The organism is Rubrobacter calidifluminis, assembly GCF_028617075.1.
Taxonomy (GTDB): domain Bacteria; phylum Actinomycetota; class Rubrobacteria; order Rubrobacterales; family Rubrobacteraceae; genus Rubrobacter_E; species Rubrobacter_E calidifluminis.
Genome location: NZ_JAQKGV010000006.1, coordinates 74,432 through 91,011, shown reverse-complemented (window position 1 = coordinate 91,011; position 16,580 = coordinate 74,432). Strand labels below are relative to the sequence as shown.

Below are 16,580 nucleotides of genomic sequence, written 5' to 3'. Positions count from 1 at the left end.
CGTTCACGAACCGCGTTTTTCAGAGGTGCAGCGTCTTCTCTTTACCCTCCCAGCGGACCACGAGCTCGAGCGGCGTGCTGGATGAGGCCTCTATCCGCGGCTCCTCCAGGGGCGAGGAGCGGGCCCTGCACAGCAGATCTAGCGTACCCCGCGCCCCGAACGGGTAGCGCAGTACGCCGTGCTCTTCGAGCAATCGCACGTCCCAGAGAAGACGCCCCGCGGGGGCGTCGGGGTGCAGCCCGAGCACCTGCTCCAGCAGCACCGCCACCGGCCCGAGCCCGCTCCAGCCGACGAAGTCGTCGCGGGCCGGGTTTCCAGGCTCCTCGCGCTCCGGGGCGTAGTTCTCCCAGAGGGTCCCGGTGCGCTCGAAGACGCGGGTGACGTTCTCGAGGTGGTTGCGTCCGATCTCGTGCGCGAGATCCCAACGGCCCACCCTCTCGAGCCCGCGCAGCAGCATGTAGTTCGTCGGAGGCCAGACCCCGCCGAGCCAGTACCCGCCGTCCGCGCGGTACTCCGGGTGGTCCGCGGAGAGCGAGGGCACCCGGTGCGGCCTCGAGAACTCTCCCGGGTTCTCCAGGTGTCCGACGAACCGCTCCAGCCTCTCCCGCGGTACCGCGCCGGCGAGAAGCGCCCAGTACGCCCCCACGCTCTTCATATTGGAGAGCGAACCGTCCGGCAGCGCGTCGTGGTAGAAGGCGCTGCGCTCGTCCCAGAGCCTCTCGTTCGCGTAGCGGACGAGGCGCTCCCTCTCGGCCGGCAGATCCGGGGCTTCACGACCGAGGATGCGGGCCATCTCCGTCAGGATGCCGGCGGCGAAGGCCTGCTGCAGGCAGGCGTCGGCCCAGACCAGGTGGCCGTGGGTGAAGAGCCGCTCCTCGCGCGTGCCGGCGAAGCGCGGCTGGTTGTCCATCCCGGAGCCGAGCCCCGAGGTCCAGTGGGAGCCGTCACGCCAGGTGCGGAAACGCCGCGTCCAGCGGTGGTAGGCGAGCAGGGCCGGGAAGACGCACGCGAGCCTCTCCACGTCTCCCGTGTCGCGGTAGTACTCCCACTCGGCCCACGGCAGCACGTTCGGCCCGGTGCTCGCCGGGTCGAAACGTTCGAAGCGGTCCTCGCCGGTGTGGGTGTCGATCTCGCGGCAGATGAACCCGTCGGGGTGCTGTTTCGCGTAGAGGTTGTCCAGGGTGCGCTGGAAGCCGAAGGCGCGCCTCCCGTAGCGGCAGAAGAGCACGATGAACGCCGAGTCCCACATGAAGAGGCACTCGTTGAACGCCGTGTCCACGAAGCTCGAGACGAACCCGCTCGCCGGCTCGGGGGTACGCAGGTTGGAGAAGGCGAGCTCCCACGCCCGCCGGTAGCAGGCGAGGACGTCCTCACTCCCCTCCCAGACGGGTTCGGGCAGGGCGGAGCGCGCCTCCTCGAAGGCGCGGATGGGCTCCGGGTCCGGGCCGGCCCCGCGGAAGGGATTCTCCTTCACGAGCGGCTCTTCGAGGTGGGTGTCGAAGCGAGGCGTCACCACAGGGATGGTTTCACGGAAAGGATCCGGTTGCAAGAGGGCTAGCCGGTGTTCACGTGCACCTGCGCGTAGAGCCGCCGGAAGGCGAGCGGGTTCATCCCCTCGTAGCGGCGGAAGATCCTGCGGAAGTACCTCGCGTCCTTGAAGCCGCACTCGCGGGCGATCTCCTCGACGTTGTGGTCGCTCTCGATGAGCATCCGGCGGGCGTGACGCGTCCTCCGCCAGTGGATCGCCTCGGTCATCGTCTGGCCGTAGACGGCCCGGTAGGCCCGGCCCAGATAGTCCGGGTTGTATCCGAGCTCTCGCGCCACCGTCGAGGTGGAGAGCGCCGGGTCGTGGAAGTGGGTGCGGATGTAGGAATCGGCCCGGCAGGCGAGGAGCGTGGCGTTCCCATCGGTGGTCCGGGTTGAGGGGCCGGCCCCGGAGACCTCGCAGAGCATCAGCATCAGGAGCAGGGCGGCCCGCACGGAATCCAGCCACCGCGACTCCTGGTCGTCGAGGAAGCGCCGGAAGAGCTCCGCGAGGTGGTTCGGACGTCCGACCGTGGCGTGCTGGGGCACCTCCAGCCCTCCATCACCCGCTCCCGCCTCGCGGACCTCGAAGTGTATCCAGTAGAAGGAGAGATCCGGGGGGTAGGGTGCGGCCCCGTAGTGCCGCCTCCCGGGCCAGAGGACGAGCGACTGTCCCGCCCCCACCTCGAAGAGCCGCTCCTCCTCGAATATGGAGAGCGTCCCCTCGCGCACGAAGATGAGCTCGTAAGAGCCAAGCACCCGGTCCGGGTGCACCCCGCGTCCGCGCGAGACGAAGAGCCCCGCGTTCTGCGCCCGCACCGGTAGCCCCGATCCCAGCCTGAGCCTCTGCACCTTTCCCACCGGGTCGCAATCGTACCCTTTTTCTACACCATCCTCACGTTGACCCCGGCCGCCGACGTGAGAAGGTTGGGTGTGCCGGGAAGGGTGGCGCACAGCAGAAACCAACGCCCCGGGCGATCAAAAACGTTCGATCCGCACGTATACTTGGGGCCGAAGAGAGGAGGAGGAGATGAGCGAAGGCAAGAGGGCGGACATCTGCACGGTCGGGGTGGACTTCGGGACCGAATCGGGCCGGGCGGTGGTGGTGCGCACCTCCGACGGGGAGGAGCTGGCGAGCGCGGTCTGCGCCTACCCGCACGGGGTGATGGACCGGGAGCTGCCCGACGGCAGGGAGCTCCCCCCGGAGTGGGCGCTGCAGGACCCGGAGGATTACATCGAGGTACTCAGGCGGGCGGTTCCCGAGGCCGTGCGCGAGAGCGGGGTGGACCCGGCGTCCATCGTCGGGGTCGGGATAGACTTCACCTCCTGCACCATCCTGCCGGTGAAGGAAGATGGCACGCCGCTGTGCACGCTGCCGGAGTGGAGGGACGAGCCCCACGCCTGGGTCAAGCTCTGGAAGCACCACGCCTCCCAGCCGCAGGCGGACGAGGTCAACGAGCTCGCCCGGAGGACCGGTCAGAGCTGGCTCGCCCGCTACGGCGGCAAGATCTCCTCGGAGTGGTTCTTACCCAAGGTGTTACAGATCCTGGAGGAAGCCCCGGAGGTCTACCGGGAGGCCGACCGGATCATCGAGGCGGCCGACTGGATAGTCTGGCGGCTGTGCGGGGTCGAGACGCGCAACACCTGCACGGCCGGGTACAAGGCGATCTACCAGGACGGGCGCTTCCCGGACGACGAGTTTCTCGGCGGGCTGCACCCCGGGCTCGCGGGCGTGGTGGACGAGAAGATGAAGCGCGAGCTCTCGCCGCTCGGGTCGCGGGCCGGGGGGCTCACGGCGGAGGCCGCGGGGTGGACCGGGCTCAGGGAAGGCACCGCGGTCGCCGTCGGCAACGTCGACGCCCACGTCTGCGCCCCCGCCGCGGGCGTCGTAGAGCCGGGGAAGATGGTGATCATCGCCGGGACGAGCAACTGCCACCTGGTCCTCGGCGATCGTCTGGTCGAGGTGCCGGGGATGTGCGGGGTGGTCGAGGACGGCATAGTCCCCGGATACTACGGCTACGAGGCCGGGCAGAGCGGGGTCGGGGACATCTTCGGCTGGTTCGTGAGGCACGCCGTCCCGCCCGAGTACCACGAGGCCGCCCGCAGAACAGGGATCGACCTGCACGGCCACCTCGAAGAAGAAGCCGCGAAACAACGCCCCGGCGAGCACGGCCTGCTCGCGCTCGACTGGTGGAACGGCAACCGCTCGGTGCTCGTCGACGCCGGGTTGAGCGGCGTGCTGGTCGGGGCGACGCTCGCCACCCGGGCCCCGGACATCTACCGGGCGCTCATCGAGTCCACCGCCTACGGGACGCGCAAGATCATCGAGACCTTCAAGCAGAGCGGGGTGGCGGTGGACGGGCTGGTCATCGCCGGCGGCCTGATGAAGAACCGGCTCCTGATGCAGATCTACGCCGACGTGACCGGCTACCCGCTCGACGTCATCGCGAGCGAGCAGGGACCGGCGCTCGGGAGCGCGATGCACGCTGCCGTCGCCGCCGGGGTCTACAGGGACATCGCCGAGGCCTCGCGGCACATGAGCCGGGTGCACGAGGACGTCTACCGGCCCATCGAGGAGAACCGGCGCGTCTACGACGCGCTCTACCGGGAGTACGAGACGCTGCACGACTACTTCGGGCGCGGCGAGAACGACGTCATGAAGCGCCTCAAGAAGATCCAGCGCGAGAGCAAGGGAGGAGAGCGTGAGGCTGAGAGAACTGCGTGAGGAGGTCGCCAGGCTCCACCAGGAGCTCCCCAGAAACGGCCTCGTCGCCTGGACGAGCGGCAACCTGAGCGGGCGCGACCCGGACTCCGGGCTCATCGTCATAAAGCCGAGCGGCCTCAGGTACGAGGAGCTCACCCCGGAGTCGATGGTCGTCGTCGACGAGGAGGCGAACGTCATCGAGGGACACTACAACCCCTCGTCGGACACCGCCTCCCACTGCTACATCTACCGCGAGATGCCCGATGTCGGCGGGGTGGTGCACACCCACAGTCCCTACGCGACCGCCTGGGCCGCCGTCGGGAGGGAGATCCCCTGCTTCCTGACCGCGATGGCCGACGAGTTCGGGGGGCCCATCCCCTGCGGCGGCTTCGCCCCGATCGGCGGCGAGGAGATAGGCCGCGAGGTCGTCCGGACGCTGAAGGGGCAGGAGTCCCCCGCGGTCGTGATGCAGAACCACGGGGTCTTCGCCGTCGGCAAGAGCCCGCTGGAGGCGATAAAGGCAGCCGTCATGTGCGAGGACGTGGCCCGGACGAGCTTCCTCGCTGTTCAGCTCGGCGAGCCCATCCCCCTCTCCGAGGAGGACATCGCGAGGCTGCACGAACGCTACACCACGCAGTACGGCCAGAAGAAGAGTTAGACGGAGGTGAACGAGGTGACATCCAGACCCAGGATAGGGCTGCTCGGGATCATGCAGGCCCTCTACGACGAGATGCTCCCGGGCATAACCGAGCGGCAGGCGAACTACGCGCAGGAGGTTGCCTCGCACCTCTCGGGGGCGGCGGATGTGCGCTTCCCGAAACCCGCCCGCTCGCGCGAGGACATCGAGGAGATAGTCGAGCTCTTCGAGCGGGAGAAGCTCGACGGGATCATGATAGTCATGCTCACCTACGGCCCCGCGATGCGCGCGACCCGCGCCCTGGCGAACACGCGCCTGCCGGTGATGCTCGCCAACATCCAGCCCGAACCGCACGTGACGGCGGAGTGGGACATGGGCGACATGACCTACAACCAGGGGGTGCACGGGGCCCAGGACACGGCGAACGCGCTGGTCCGCGCCGGGGTCCCCTTCCGGGTGGCGAGCGGCGACTGGCGCTCGCCGGAGTTCGGGCGGGCCTTCGAGGAGTGGGCGCGGGCCGCGGCGGCGGTCACCGCCTGGCGACGCCTGAAGGTCGCCATCTTCGGATACGCGATGAACGGGATGGGCGACATCCGCGTCGACGAGACGACGATGCTGCGGGAGCTCGGGCCGGAGATAAACTTCCTCGCCACCGGCGACATCCACCGCGCGATGCAGCGGGTTTCGGCGGAGGAGGTGAAGGCCGCCCTGCGCGCGGAGGACGAGCGCTTCGAGATCGACGAGAACCTCACCCCCGAAGAGCGCGAGGACTCGGCCCGGATGCAGCTCGCGATAAAGAGCATCCTCGACTCCGGCGGCTTCGGCGCCTACTCGACGCACTTCGACGCGATCGGGGAGGACGGCCGCTTCTCGCGGCTGCCGCTCGCCGCCGCGTCGAACCTGATGGCCGAGGGCTACGGCTACGGGGCCGAGGGGGACGCATGCAGCGCGGCGCTCGTCTCCGCCGGGCACATCCTGGCCGACGTCGCCCACTTCACCGAGATGTACGCGCTCGACTACGAGCGGGACGCGATCCTGATGAGCCACATGGGCGAGGGGAACTGGCGCATCGCGAGAGACGACGAGAAACCCCGCCTCATCCACCGGGAGCTCGGGATCGGCCGCCTCGGCCCGCCCCCGACGGTCCTCTTCCGCATCCAGCCCGGCCCCGCGACCATCGCCTCGCTCGCCCCGATCTCCGGCGGGCGTTTCCGCCTCGTCGTCTCTGAGGGCGAGGTCATAGACAGCGAGGTCCTCCCCAACCTGGAGATGCCCTACGGCTTCTTCCGGCCAAAGACCGGCGCGAGGGCGTGCCTCGACGGCTGGCTCGCCGCCGGGGGCACCCACCACGAGGTGATGACCCCCGGCCACCACGCCTCCCTCTGGCGCACCTTCGCCGAACTCCTCGGGATCGAATACCGCGAGGTTTAGAAAAGAAGAATCCCTCTCTCCGCGGCCGGTGCGCAGATGATGCGCACCGGCCCGTACCTTTACCGCCCCACACAAACATCTCCCGGCCCAAAACCGCCCTCACCAGATGTCTCTTCTCCGAGTCGGAATAGTTTCCTTTTTCTACGAAATCGACACGTTGACCCTTGTACCAGGCCATGCAAAGCTGTGACGGGCAGAGAATTCAGGGAAAACGGGCAGCGGGTGTTTATGCTGGAAATTCGGTCAGAGACTACGACGAATCGGTTGGCATTGTAATCTGGCGGGACTCGAGAGGAGGAGATCGTGGCGAACAATGACGGTGTCGGCAAAGTAGCCATCAGCCGCAGGGACCTTTTGAGGAAGGGAGGAGTGGGGTTTGCAGGGGCCATGCTCTTCGGGACCTCTGCGTGTGGTGGAGGTTCGTCGGGGAGTAGTTCCACCGCGGGTAGCTCGCAGAAGCTGAGCAAGAATATGTCCGGTACGTTGACCGTCTGGCACTACTTCAGCGTAAAAGCGCAGGTAAAGGAACTAAACGACTTCGCCAAGCTGTTCAACAAACAGTATCCGAACGTCAAGGTGAACTACGTCTACGTACCCTATGATCAGATAACGAACAAGGTCATAGCGGCGGCCAACGCCAAATCCGGCCCCGATGTGGTCGTCTACAACGGCACGAGCATCCCACAGTTCGTAAAGTCCGGGGTTCTGTACGATATGAGCAAGTTCTGGGCCTCATACCCCGACAAGGGGCAGTTCCCGAGCAGCCTGGTCAAAAAGTCCGCTGGCAAAGTCTACGGGGTGCAGGGGTACGTGAACCTGCTCGGGCTCTGGTACAACAAGGACATCCTGGATAAGGCTGGGGTCAAGCCACCGAGGACGTTTGATGAGCTCGGGGCCGCTCTCGAAAAGACGAAATCCCACAGCGAGGTGGGGCTGACGCTGACCGGCAAGCCCAACGACCAGGGAGAGTGGCAGGCGTATCCCTGGCTGAGCGGGTACGGGTTCTCGTATGGCAAGCCCAGCGCGCAGGCCTTGAAGGGGGCGTTCGGCTTCATCCAGTCGTGGGTCAGAAAGGGGTACGTTCCGCAGGAGGCTGCGAGCTGGGACCAGACGGAACCCTTCCAGAGGTTCATGGTGGGCAACGTGGCGTTCGCCGAGAACGGCAACTGGCAGCTCGGGACGATAAAAGGTGCGAAGTTCAGATACGGCGTGGTTCCGATGCCCAAAGGGCCGAAGGGCGGCAGCGTCTACCTTGGTGGTGAGACCGAATCCATCGGGGCGTTCTCCAAGAACCCGAGGCTGGCGTGGGAGTACCTCAAAGCCACCTACCTCAGCAAAGAGGGCCAAATCATCGCGCTCAAGGACGTCGGCAGCATACCAGCACGCTCCGATGCAGCCAAAGATCCGGCCATTCAGAACGACCCCATCCTCAGAGCCTTTGCCTCCGAGGTGAAGGGTGGTTCGACCTACCCGCCAGCCGGGTTTGGAGCCGGCATAATCAGCGCCGAGCTCGACGTGGCTCAGGGCTGGAGCGCGGTGATAGCCGGGCAGAAGAGCGCAGCAGCGGCGGCCTCGAGCGTCGTAAGCAAGGTCAGGAAAGATCTCGGGTAGGAAGACCTGAATTACGGCCAAGACTATGAAAAGCAAAAGACATCCGCTGCAGAGACTCAGGAGCTCTCCCACGCTCTTCGCGGTGCCCGCCGCCCTGTTTCTACTCGCGACGGCGATCTACCCCCTGATCGAGCTCATCCGCATGAGCCTGAGCCGGGTGACGGTCTCCAACATACTGCGCACCTGGCCGTTCGTAGGGCTCGCCGAGTTCAAACAGCTCATATCCTCAGCACAGTTCATCGAGGCGCTGATAAACACCCTGATCTACACGGCGGTCGTCCTGATCGTGGGGATCGCGGGCGGGCTTCTGGCGGCACTCGTGCTGAGCTCCACGCCGCGGTCCCGGGGCTCCGGCAGACTCGAAGTGAGGTTCTCCCGCTTCGTCTTCGGGATGATGGTCTTCATCTGGATGCTACCGCCGGTGGTGGCGGGGAGCCTCTGGAAGTTTTTGCTCGACAAGGAAGGTGTGGTCAGCTACGTCCTGGCCAACCTCCACGTGATCGCGCAGCCGGTGCCCTGGCTGGTGCAGGCGCAGAACCACACGGCGCTTCTGGCCGTGGCGGTGGTCAACGCCTGGGTCGTCGTACCCTTCGCGGCGCTGGTCTTCCGGGCAGCGATCCTGGACATTCCTCCCGACCCCATCGACGCGGCGCAGATAGACGGAGCGACGCGTCTGCAGGTCTTCCGGCACATCACGCTGCCCATGTTGCGCTCGACGTTCCTGATACTCGTGGTCCTGACCATTGTCTACGCTTTCAGGAGCTTCGACTTCATTTACGTGATGACCTCCGGAGGTCCCGGGACCGCGACGACGACGCTCCCCTACCTCAGCTACCGGCTCTCGTTCGAGAACTACAAGTTCGGGCTGGGGGCGGCTACGGCGGTGATCTCGATAGTCATGGTGCTCGCCACCGCGCTGCTCTACATCCGGGCCAACAGAGAGGAGGTCGGTTGATGTCTACCTGGCGGCACGTCCCAGCCTGGGGTTCCAGGGTGGGGAGCCTGGTGCTCCTGATCGTCTACGGGTTCCCCCTCTACTGGCTGGTTGCCACCTCTTTCAAGACCAACGTGGAGATCTTCGCAGACCCGGCGGGTATCGTCTTCTCGCCCTCGACCTCGGCGTATCACCGGGTGCTGAACGCCTCGCTCGCCCACGCGGCACTAAACTCGGGGATCATAGCCGTCTGCACCACCGCACTCACGCTTGCGCTGGGGGTGCCCGCGGCCTACGGGCTCGCGCGCACCAGGACGGTCCTTTTGCCCGTGGGGCTGGGGTCCCTGATCCTGCTGCAGATGATCCCGCCCACCGCCTCGGTCATCCCGCTCTACAAGGTGCTGGCGGGCTGGAACCTGCTCGGCACCCTCGCCGGGGTGATAATCGCGGACTCCGCGATGCTGATACCCTTCGCGGTCCTCCTCCTGCGGCCCTTCTTCCAGACGATACCGGAAGTGATGGAGGAAGCCGCGGCGGTGGATAGAGCCAGCCGGCTGCGCACGTTCGTGACGATTTTGCTCCCCCTAGCCCGCAACGGCATAGCGACGGTGGGCACCCTGATCTTCATCATCGCCTGGGGTGAGTTCCTCTACGCGATAAGCTTCCTCACCAACCCGGAGGCCTACCCCATAAGCGCGGTGATAAGCCAGCAGGTCTCCGCCTACGGCATAGACTGGCCCGGGCTGATGGCCCTGGCGACCGTTACCTCGATCCCGGTGCTCGTGCTCTTCGCCGCCACCCAGCGAAGGCTCGCCGAGGGGCTCTCGCTGGGATCCGTGAAGTAGCAGAAGAGCCCTTCCGGGTACCGTTCGCACATATAACAGAGCTGGCAAGAGAAAATTCCTGGATCGGAGAACCAGATTGGACCACTCCAGATACGATCTCTCTTTCACGGTGGACGTCTCCGGCAGCCCACACGCCCGCCTCAACCCCGTACCGCTCGGGGACGTGCGTCTCTCGGACGAATTCTGGGAACCACGGCGCGAGATCAACCGCAAGGTGACGCTGCGGGAGCAGTACGAGCACCTGGAGAGCTCCGGCACGCTGGACAACTTCCGGCGGGCATCGGGCAGGATTGAGGCTCCCTTCCGCGGGATGTACTTCGCCGACTCCGACGTGTACAAGTGGCTCGAAGCAGCCTCCTGGACGCTGGCCGCGAACCCAGATCCGGAACTCGGGGAGATGGTCGAGCGCGCGATCGACGAGGTAGAGGCGGCCCAGGAGCCCGACGGCTACATAAACACCTACTTCACCTTCGAACGAAAACGGGAACGCTTCACCAACCTGAGGGACCTGCACGAGCTCTACTGCGGGGGGCACCTGATCCAGGCGGCCATAGCCCACCACCGCGCGACCGGAAGCGAACGCCTCCTCGATGTGGCTCGCCGCTTCGCAGACCTCGTCTGCGGGACCTTCGGCCCGCAGAGCGAGGGCAAACTCGAGACCGCCGACGGACACGAGGAGATCGAGATGGCCCTCGTCGAGCTGTTCAGAGAGACGGGCGAGCACAGATACCTCGAACAGGCCCGCTTCTTCCTCGACGTCCGGGGCCGCGGCAGGGTCAGCGGCAGTGAATACCATCAGGACCACCTGCCCTTTCGCGAGCAACAGAAGATAACCGGCCACGCCGTCCGCGCCACCTACCTGAACGCAGGAGCAGCCGACGTCTACGCCGAGACCGGCGACGAAGACATCCTTCATGCTCTTGAGCGTTTGTGGCATAACATGGTAACGAAACGGATGTACGTGAGCGGCGGGATCGGCTCCCGCTACGAGGGGGAGGCGTTCGGGAAGGACTACGAGCTTCCGAACGAGAGGGCCTACGCGGAGAGCTGCGCGGCGATAGGCAGCGTGATGTGGAGCTGGCGGATGCTGCAGATCACGGGCGAGGCGCGCTACGCGGACCTGATCGAACACACCTTATACAACGCCGTATTGCCGGGCGTCTCGCTCGACGGCCGGCGCTACTTCTACCAGAACCCGCTCGCCGACGACGGCACGCACCGCCGGCAGGAGTGGTTCGGGTGCGCCTGCTGCCCGCCGAACATCGCCAGGACGCTCGCCGCGCTGCCCGGCTACTTCTACAGCACCTCGGAGGGGACCGTATGGGTGCACCTCTACGCCGAAGGCGAGGCGAACCTCCAGGGCCCGAAGGTCCGTCTCAGGCAGCGCACCGGCTACCCGTGGGACGGGGATGTCGAGGTCGAGGTGGTCTCCGGCGAGGGTGAGTTCTCGCTCATGCTGCGCGTGCCGGCGTGGTGCGAAGAAGCGCGCATAGAGGTGAACGGGGCTGAAGCAGACATCCCGGCGAAGCCCGGCTCCTACGCCGGGATACAACGCCGCTGGCGTCCCGGCGACACCGTGAGGCTGCACCTGCCGATGCCCGTGCGCCTCCTCGAGAGCCACCCCTACGTCCTCGAGAACACAGGGAGGGTCGCGGTCATGCGCGGTCCCATCCTCTACTGCGCTGAAGGTGCGGACAACCCGGACGCGGCAGACCTCCGCGACGTCGTCCTCACACCAGACGCGGGCTTCTCCGTCGGTCCCCACCCAGAACTCGCCGGGATGCCGGCGCTGCACGCCCCAGCCAGCATCGAATCCCTCGACCCCGGCTGGCGGGGGAGCCTCTACCGCACCCGAAGACTCCCCACGCCCAACAGACGCCCCTACAGGCTCACCCTCGTCCCCTACCTCGCCTGGGCCAACCGCTCCCCCGGTCCCATGCAACTCTGGCTCCGCTCCGGCTGACCCCAGCCCCGGGAGTTGACAAATCCCACCCCTTGATTTATTTTCCACTTTGGTAACTTTTATAATCGACAAAACATATAAAACCACGAGAGGAGCGTGAGGTGATGCAGGCCCGGGTCAGGGATCTAGAGGAGCGGAGGCGGGCGCGCAAGGCGGCGGTGATAGACACCGACGTACACGAGATGCTGGTTTCGGAGCGGGATCTGGTACCGTATCTGGCGGAGCCCTGGAGGAGCAGGGTGGCTGCGGTTGACGGGTGGAAGGAGCCGGCCTTCCCCTACTCCTATCCGCAGGTGGCCGGGGTGGCGATGGCTGATGCGGTGATGGACGATGGGAGGCCTGCGGGTTCGGATCTGGGGGTGATGAGGCGCCAGCTTCTCGATCCGTATGTGGTGGAGCGGGCGATACTGGTCAGCTCGTTCCATCCTACCAACATGAAGGTGCAGCCGGAGTTCGCCGGGGCGCTCGCCTCGGCTTACAACGACTGGCTGATAGAGAACTGGCTGGACAAGGACCGGAGGCTGCTCGGGTCGGTGACGGTCGCGGCGCAGGACCCGCAGGGTGCCGCGCGCGAGATAGACCGGGTGGGGTCGGACCGGAGGTTCGTGCAGGTCATTCTGCCGGCGGTGCCACACCATCATTTCGGCCGGTCCTTCTACCATCCGATCTTCGAGGCCGCCGAGCGCAACGGCCTCGCCGTGGCGTTCCACCAGTCCAACGCCACGGAGACCGCGATAGGGTTGCCCACGTATTACATCGAGTGGCACACGGCCATCTCTCAGACCTGGCAGTCACAGCTCATTGGGCTCATCGCCCACGGCGTCTTCGACCGCTTCGAAGAGCTCAGGGTCGCCATGATCGAGTCGAGCTGGACCTGGGTTCCGCACCTCATGTGGAGGTTCGACCACAACTACCGTTCGCTCCGGCGGGAGGTTCCCTGGGTGAAGAGGATGCCTTCAGAATACATCCGGGAAAGGGTGCGTTTCTCGACGCAGCCGATGGAGTACCCGGAAGATCCCGAAGATCTGTGGCGGATGTTCGAGATGATCGGCTCCGAAGACTTCCTGATGTTTTCCAGCGACTACCCGCACTGGGACTTCGACTCGCCCTATCATGTCCTGCCTGGAAGCTTCCCGAAGGAGATCCGGCGCAGGATCCTCTACGACAACGCGAAGGAGTTCTATGGACTATAGAAGCGTGGAGGCGCCGCGCAGGCGGCGTTACGTTCTCTGCGCGAGGGAAGAGCTCGCACCCGGTGAGATGAGACGCTTCAGGGCCGGCAGCCGCAGCGTCACCCTCGCCCGCCTCGACGACGGCTCCTATCGCGCCGTCTCGAGCACCTGCCCGCACGAGGCCGCAGACCTCTCCAAGGGCAGGGTCGAACGGATGTGGACCGCGAGCCGCACCGGGGAGCACGTAAGCTCGAAGCGGTGCGTAATCGTATGTCCCTGGCACAACTTCGAGTTCGACCTGGCCAGCGGCCTCTCTCCGTGCGAGCCTCACCGCCGGGACATGCGCCTCAGGGTCTATCCGGTGGCGCTAGAGGGCGAGGAGGTGGTCGTATATGTTTAGCAGGACCCGCGAGGAGAACGAACCCGGCACGTCGTTCTCCGGGATCGCGAAATCTCTTCCGGAGGAATCCTTCGTCGACCACCGGCCGCTGCTGAGGCGCCTCGGCGACGACCCCACCGGTGATCTCTCGCTCAACGCCGAGACCCGGTGGGAGGCGATGGCCGAGAGCCCTTATACCACCCCGAACGATCTGTTCTTCGTGCGCAACCACGCCCCCACCCCGCGTATAGACCCCCTCGGGTGGACCCTCGTCGTGGAGGGCCCCGGAGTCGAACGCACGCTGCGGCTCGGCTACGGCGACCTGCTGCGCCTGCCCCAGACGACCATCGTCCGGGCCCTGGAATGTGCGGGCAACGCTCGAGTCTTCTTCGCCGAAGAACAGGGCAGGGAGGCGCCGGGTACGCAGTGGCGTCTCGGGGCCATCGGGGTCGCGGAGTGGCGGGGCGTGGCCCTGAGAGAGGTGCTGGAGCGAGCCGGGCTCAGGAGCGGGGCGTGCGAGGTGATGCTCGAAGGGCTAGACGCGGTGAGAATGCGCCGCCCGATACCGATCGGGAAGGCGCTGGAAGAGGACACCATACTGGCCTACGCGATGAACGGAGACCCCCTGCCCGCGGATCACGGGTTCCCGCTGCGCGCGGTGGTCCCGGGATGGGCCGCGGTGGCGAGCGTGAAGTGGCTCGGGCGCATCTTCGTCTCTCTGCAGCCCCTCTTCTCGCCGTGGAACACCTCACGATACGTCCTCACCGGAGGACACTATGGCAGAGGAAGGATCCCGGTCACCTCCCAGGTGACCAAGAGCGCCCTGGAGCTCTCCTGGCCCGCCGTGCTCCCGCGCGGCCGGCGCACCATCACCGGCAGGGCCTGGTCGCCGGGAGAGCGGGTCGCGAAGGTCGAGTACTCGATAGACGGCAAAAGCTGGCAGCAGGCCGCCCTGTACGGCCCGAACGTCGAAGGGGCGTGGGCCCGGTTCAGGATCCCGTGGGAAGCCACACCCGGCCGACACGAGATCCGGGTACGCACTACCGGCGAGAGCGGCCGGACGCAGCCGGAGACGGTTCCCTTCAACGAGCAGGGCTATCTGTACGGTGCCGTCGTCTCCCACCCGGTGGAAGTGCTGTGATGATCAGACCCGTCCTCTCCTACATGATCTGCGCAACCCCCCGGAGCGGCAGCACGCTGCTGTGCGAGGCGCTCACCTCCACCGGCATCGCCGGTCGGCCGGCGGAGCACTTCGAGGTGCTGCTCGAGACCGGACGCCCCCGGCGGCCGCGGGACTACTTCCAGCGCTCCAACGACCCCGACGTATGGGCGCTCCTCGACGACCCCGCGTTCCGCGACATCCTGGGTGACTACGGGGGGAGGTTCGCGGAGAAACAGGAGGAGAAAGACCCCCACTGGCGGCCGCCGGACTTCGAGGCCCTGCTGCGGAATGCGCTCGAAAGGGGGACCACCGACAACGGGGTCTTTGGCACCAAGATCATGTGGGCCTACTTCAGGGACTTCGTCCGACTCGCCCGCCGGGCCGGTCGTGAGGGCGTAGCCCCCTGCGACATCCCGCCGGCGGTCTTCCCGAACCTGAGGGGATACGTCTGGATCCGCCGGGAAGACACCGTCCGGCAGGCGATCTCGCTCTGGAGGGCGCTGCAGAGCTGGGAGTGGCGCAGGGAGGGAGATCAGACCCGCAAACAAGTACCCCTGCGCTACAGCTTCGCAGCCATCGACCACCTGCGTCTGCGGGCCGAGGAGCACAACGCCGCCTGGCGGGCGTTCTTCGAGCGCTGCCGCATCGAGCCGGTGGAGGTCGTCTACGAAGAGTTCGTCCAGGACTACGCTGGCACTGTAAGGCGGGTGCTCGAGGGGGTCGGCATCACCCTTCCCAAAGACTTCTCACCGAAAGAGCCCGGGATGCGCCGCCAGTCCGACGAGCTCTCCGAGGAATGGGCAAAACGTTATCATGAGGAGAAAAAAGTGAGAGACGCACCTTGAGGACCCCGCCCAACATACTCTACCTACATTCCCACGACACCGGTCGCTGGGTGAGTCCCTACGGGCACCCGGTGAGAACCCCCAACATCCAGCGCCTCGCGGAGGAGGGCGTCATCTTCCGCAATGCGTTCTGCGCCGCCCCGACCTGCTCGGGCAGCCGGGCGTGCCTGCTCACCGGTCAGTACGCCCACTCAAACGGGATGGTCGGGCTCGCCCACCGTGGCTTCTCCCTGAAGGACTACAGCCAGCACATCGTCCACACCCTGCGCCGGCGCGGCTACTGGTCCGCCCTTATCGGGGAGCAGCACATATCCAAGAGGCCGGACATAATAGGCTACGACGAGGTATTCAAGATCCCTACAACCCGCACCGACGACGTGGTGCCGGTCACCCTGAGGCTCCTCCGCCAGGATCACGGAAGGCCCTTCTTCCTCTCGGTCGGCTTCTTCGAAACCCACCGTGAGTTCTTCAACCCCTCCTCACCGAAGGAGGCAAACTACGTCCTGCCCCCGCCGAACCTGCCCGATACCCCGGAGACCCGCCTGGACACGGCCTCCTTCTACGAGAGCATAAGCTCGCTCGACCGCGGGGTGGGGGCGGTGCTCGATGCACTCGACGAGACCGGCCTCGCCGAAAACACGCTCGTCATCTGCACGACGGACCACGGCATCCCTTTCCCCGGCGCAAAGGCGACCCTCTACGACCGGGGTCTCGGCGTGATGCTGATCCTGCGCGGTCCGGGCGGTTTCACCGGTGGTCGGGCCATAGACGCTCTCGTCTCGCACATAGACGTCTACCCGACCATCTGCGACCTGGCAGGCATCGACCACCCAACGTTCCTGCAGGGTGAATCCCTCCTGCCCCTGGTACACCGAGAGGTGAGAGAGATCCGCAAAGCCATCTTCGCCGAGAAGACCTACCACGTCGCCTACGAGCCCGAACGCTGCGTCCGAACCCACCGCTGGAAATACATCCGGCGCTTCGACCCGACCCATCCCACCCCCGTCCTCGCCAACATAGACGACAGCCCCAGCAAAGACCTCCTCCTCGCACACGGCCTCGCGGAGACCCTGATACCCGAAGAGCGCCTCTACGACCTGCTCTACGACCCGAACGAATCGAACAACCTCGCCCAAGTACCCTCCTGTCAGGATGTCCTCGAAGAGATGCGCTCCCGCCTGGATTCCTGGATGAGAAAGACGAACGACCCACTGCTCGAAGGCCCCATCCCCGCTCCTCCTGGCGCCGAACTGAACACCCCCGACCAGATCTCTCCCAAAGAACCAACGATTACCGCCTGACCCCCACCAGAAAGTCCTTGACAGCCTTCCTCCCAGAAGCCATACTTTCACACATTGTTAAGTAAATTAACA

At 65.9% G+C, this 16,580-nt stretch carries 14 protein-coding genes; 12 read left to right on the top strand and 2 right to left on the bottom strand.

Annotation, left to right across the window (positions count from 1 at the left end; genetic code table 11):
* Positions 1-19 precede the first annotated feature (19 nt).
* Positions 20-1,516, bottom strand: coding sequence for an MGH1-like glycoside hydrolase domain-containing protein (locus PJB24_RS06675; RefSeq protein ID WP_273844050.1), 1,497 nt, complete (start codon positions 1,514-1,516; stop codon positions 20-22).
* A 38-nt stretch (positions 1,517-1,554) separates the two neighbouring features.
* Complete coding sequence (locus PJB24_RS06670; protein WP_273844048.1) at positions 1,555-2,376, bottom strand: AraC family transcriptional regulator; 822 nt, start codon at positions 2,374-2,376, stop codon at positions 1,555-1,557.
* A 178-nt stretch (positions 2,377-2,554) separates the two neighbouring features.
* Between PJB24_RS06670 and araB the strand changes: the two genes are divergently transcribed.
* The 12 genes from araB to PJB24_RS06610 all read left to right on the top strand — a co-directional run bounded on the left by araB (position 2,555) and on the right by PJB24_RS06610 (position 16,508).
* Positions 2,555-4,249, top strand: a complete 1,695-nt coding sequence (gene araB, locus PJB24_RS06665; protein WP_273844046.1) for a ribulokinase — start codon at positions 2,555-2,557, stop codon at positions 4,247-4,249.
* Entirely contained in the window at positions 4,233-4,886 is a 654-nt protein-coding gene (locus PJB24_RS06660) for an L-ribulose-5-phosphate 4-epimerase (RefSeq protein WP_420541904.1), read from the top strand. The genes araB and PJB24_RS06660 overlap by 17 nt, the downstream gene beginning before the upstream one ends.
* A 51-nt stretch (positions 4,887-4,937) precedes the next feature.
* Positions 4,938-6,296, top strand: coding sequence for an L-fucose/L-arabinose isomerase family protein (locus tag PJB24_RS06655; RefSeq protein ID WP_420541903.1), 1,359 nt, complete (start codon positions 4,938-4,940; stop codon positions 6,294-6,296).
* Positions 6,297-6,767: 471 nt separating this feature from the next.
* Positions 6,768-7,907, top strand: a complete 1,140-nt coding sequence (locus tag PJB24_RS06650) for an ABC transporter substrate-binding protein (protein WP_273844042.1) — start codon at positions 6,768-6,770, stop codon at positions 7,905-7,907.
* 25 nt (positions 7,908-7,932) lie between these two features.
* On the top strand, positions 7,933-8,862 hold the full coding sequence (locus PJB24_RS06645; protein ID WP_273844039.1) for a carbohydrate ABC transporter permease: 930 nt from the start codon (positions 7,933-7,935) through the stop codon (positions 8,860-8,862).
* Positions 8,862-9,686: a carbohydrate ABC transporter permease gene (locus PJB24_RS06640; protein ID WP_273844037.1), complete on the top strand. Its 825-nt coding sequence runs from the start codon at positions 8,862-8,864 to the stop codon at positions 9,684-9,686. Before PJB24_RS06645 ends, PJB24_RS06640 begins: the two co-directional genes overlap by 1 nt.
* Before the next feature lie 76 nt (positions 9,687-9,762).
* A complete protein-coding gene (locus PJB24_RS06635) occupies positions 9,763-11,649 on the top strand; it encodes a glycoside hydrolase family 127 protein (RefSeq protein WP_273844035.1) in 1,887 nt (628 codons plus the stop codon).
* A 104-nt stretch (positions 11,650-11,753) separates the two neighbouring features.
* A complete protein-coding gene (locus PJB24_RS06630; protein WP_273844187.1) occupies positions 11,754-12,842 on the top strand; it encodes an amidohydrolase family protein in 1,089 nt (362 codons plus the stop codon).
* Complete coding sequence (locus tag PJB24_RS06625) at positions 12,832-13,221, top strand: Rieske (2Fe-2S) protein (protein WP_273844034.1); 390 nt, start codon at positions 12,832-12,834, stop codon at positions 13,219-13,221. Before PJB24_RS06630 ends, PJB24_RS06625 begins: the two co-directional genes overlap by 11 nt.
* Positions 13,214-14,341, top strand: a complete 1,128-nt coding sequence (locus PJB24_RS06620) for a sulfite oxidase (RefSeq protein WP_273844031.1) — start codon at positions 13,214-13,216, stop codon at positions 14,339-14,341. Before PJB24_RS06625 ends, PJB24_RS06620 begins: the two co-directional genes overlap by 8 nt.
* Positions 14,341-15,207 carry a Stf0 family sulfotransferase gene (locus tag PJB24_RS06615; RefSeq protein ID WP_273844030.1) on the top strand — a complete coding sequence of 289 codons (867 nt, stop codon included), beginning with the start codon at positions 14,341-14,343 and terminating at the stop codon, positions 15,205-15,207. The genes PJB24_RS06620 and PJB24_RS06615 overlap by 1 nt, the downstream gene beginning before the upstream one ends.
* Positions 15,204-16,508, top strand: coding sequence for a sulfatase family protein (locus tag PJB24_RS06610; protein ID WP_273844028.1), 1,305 nt, complete (start codon positions 15,204-15,206; stop codon positions 16,506-16,508). The genes PJB24_RS06615 and PJB24_RS06610 overlap by 4 nt, the downstream gene beginning before the upstream one ends.
* Positions 16,509-16,580 lie beyond the last annotated feature (72 nt).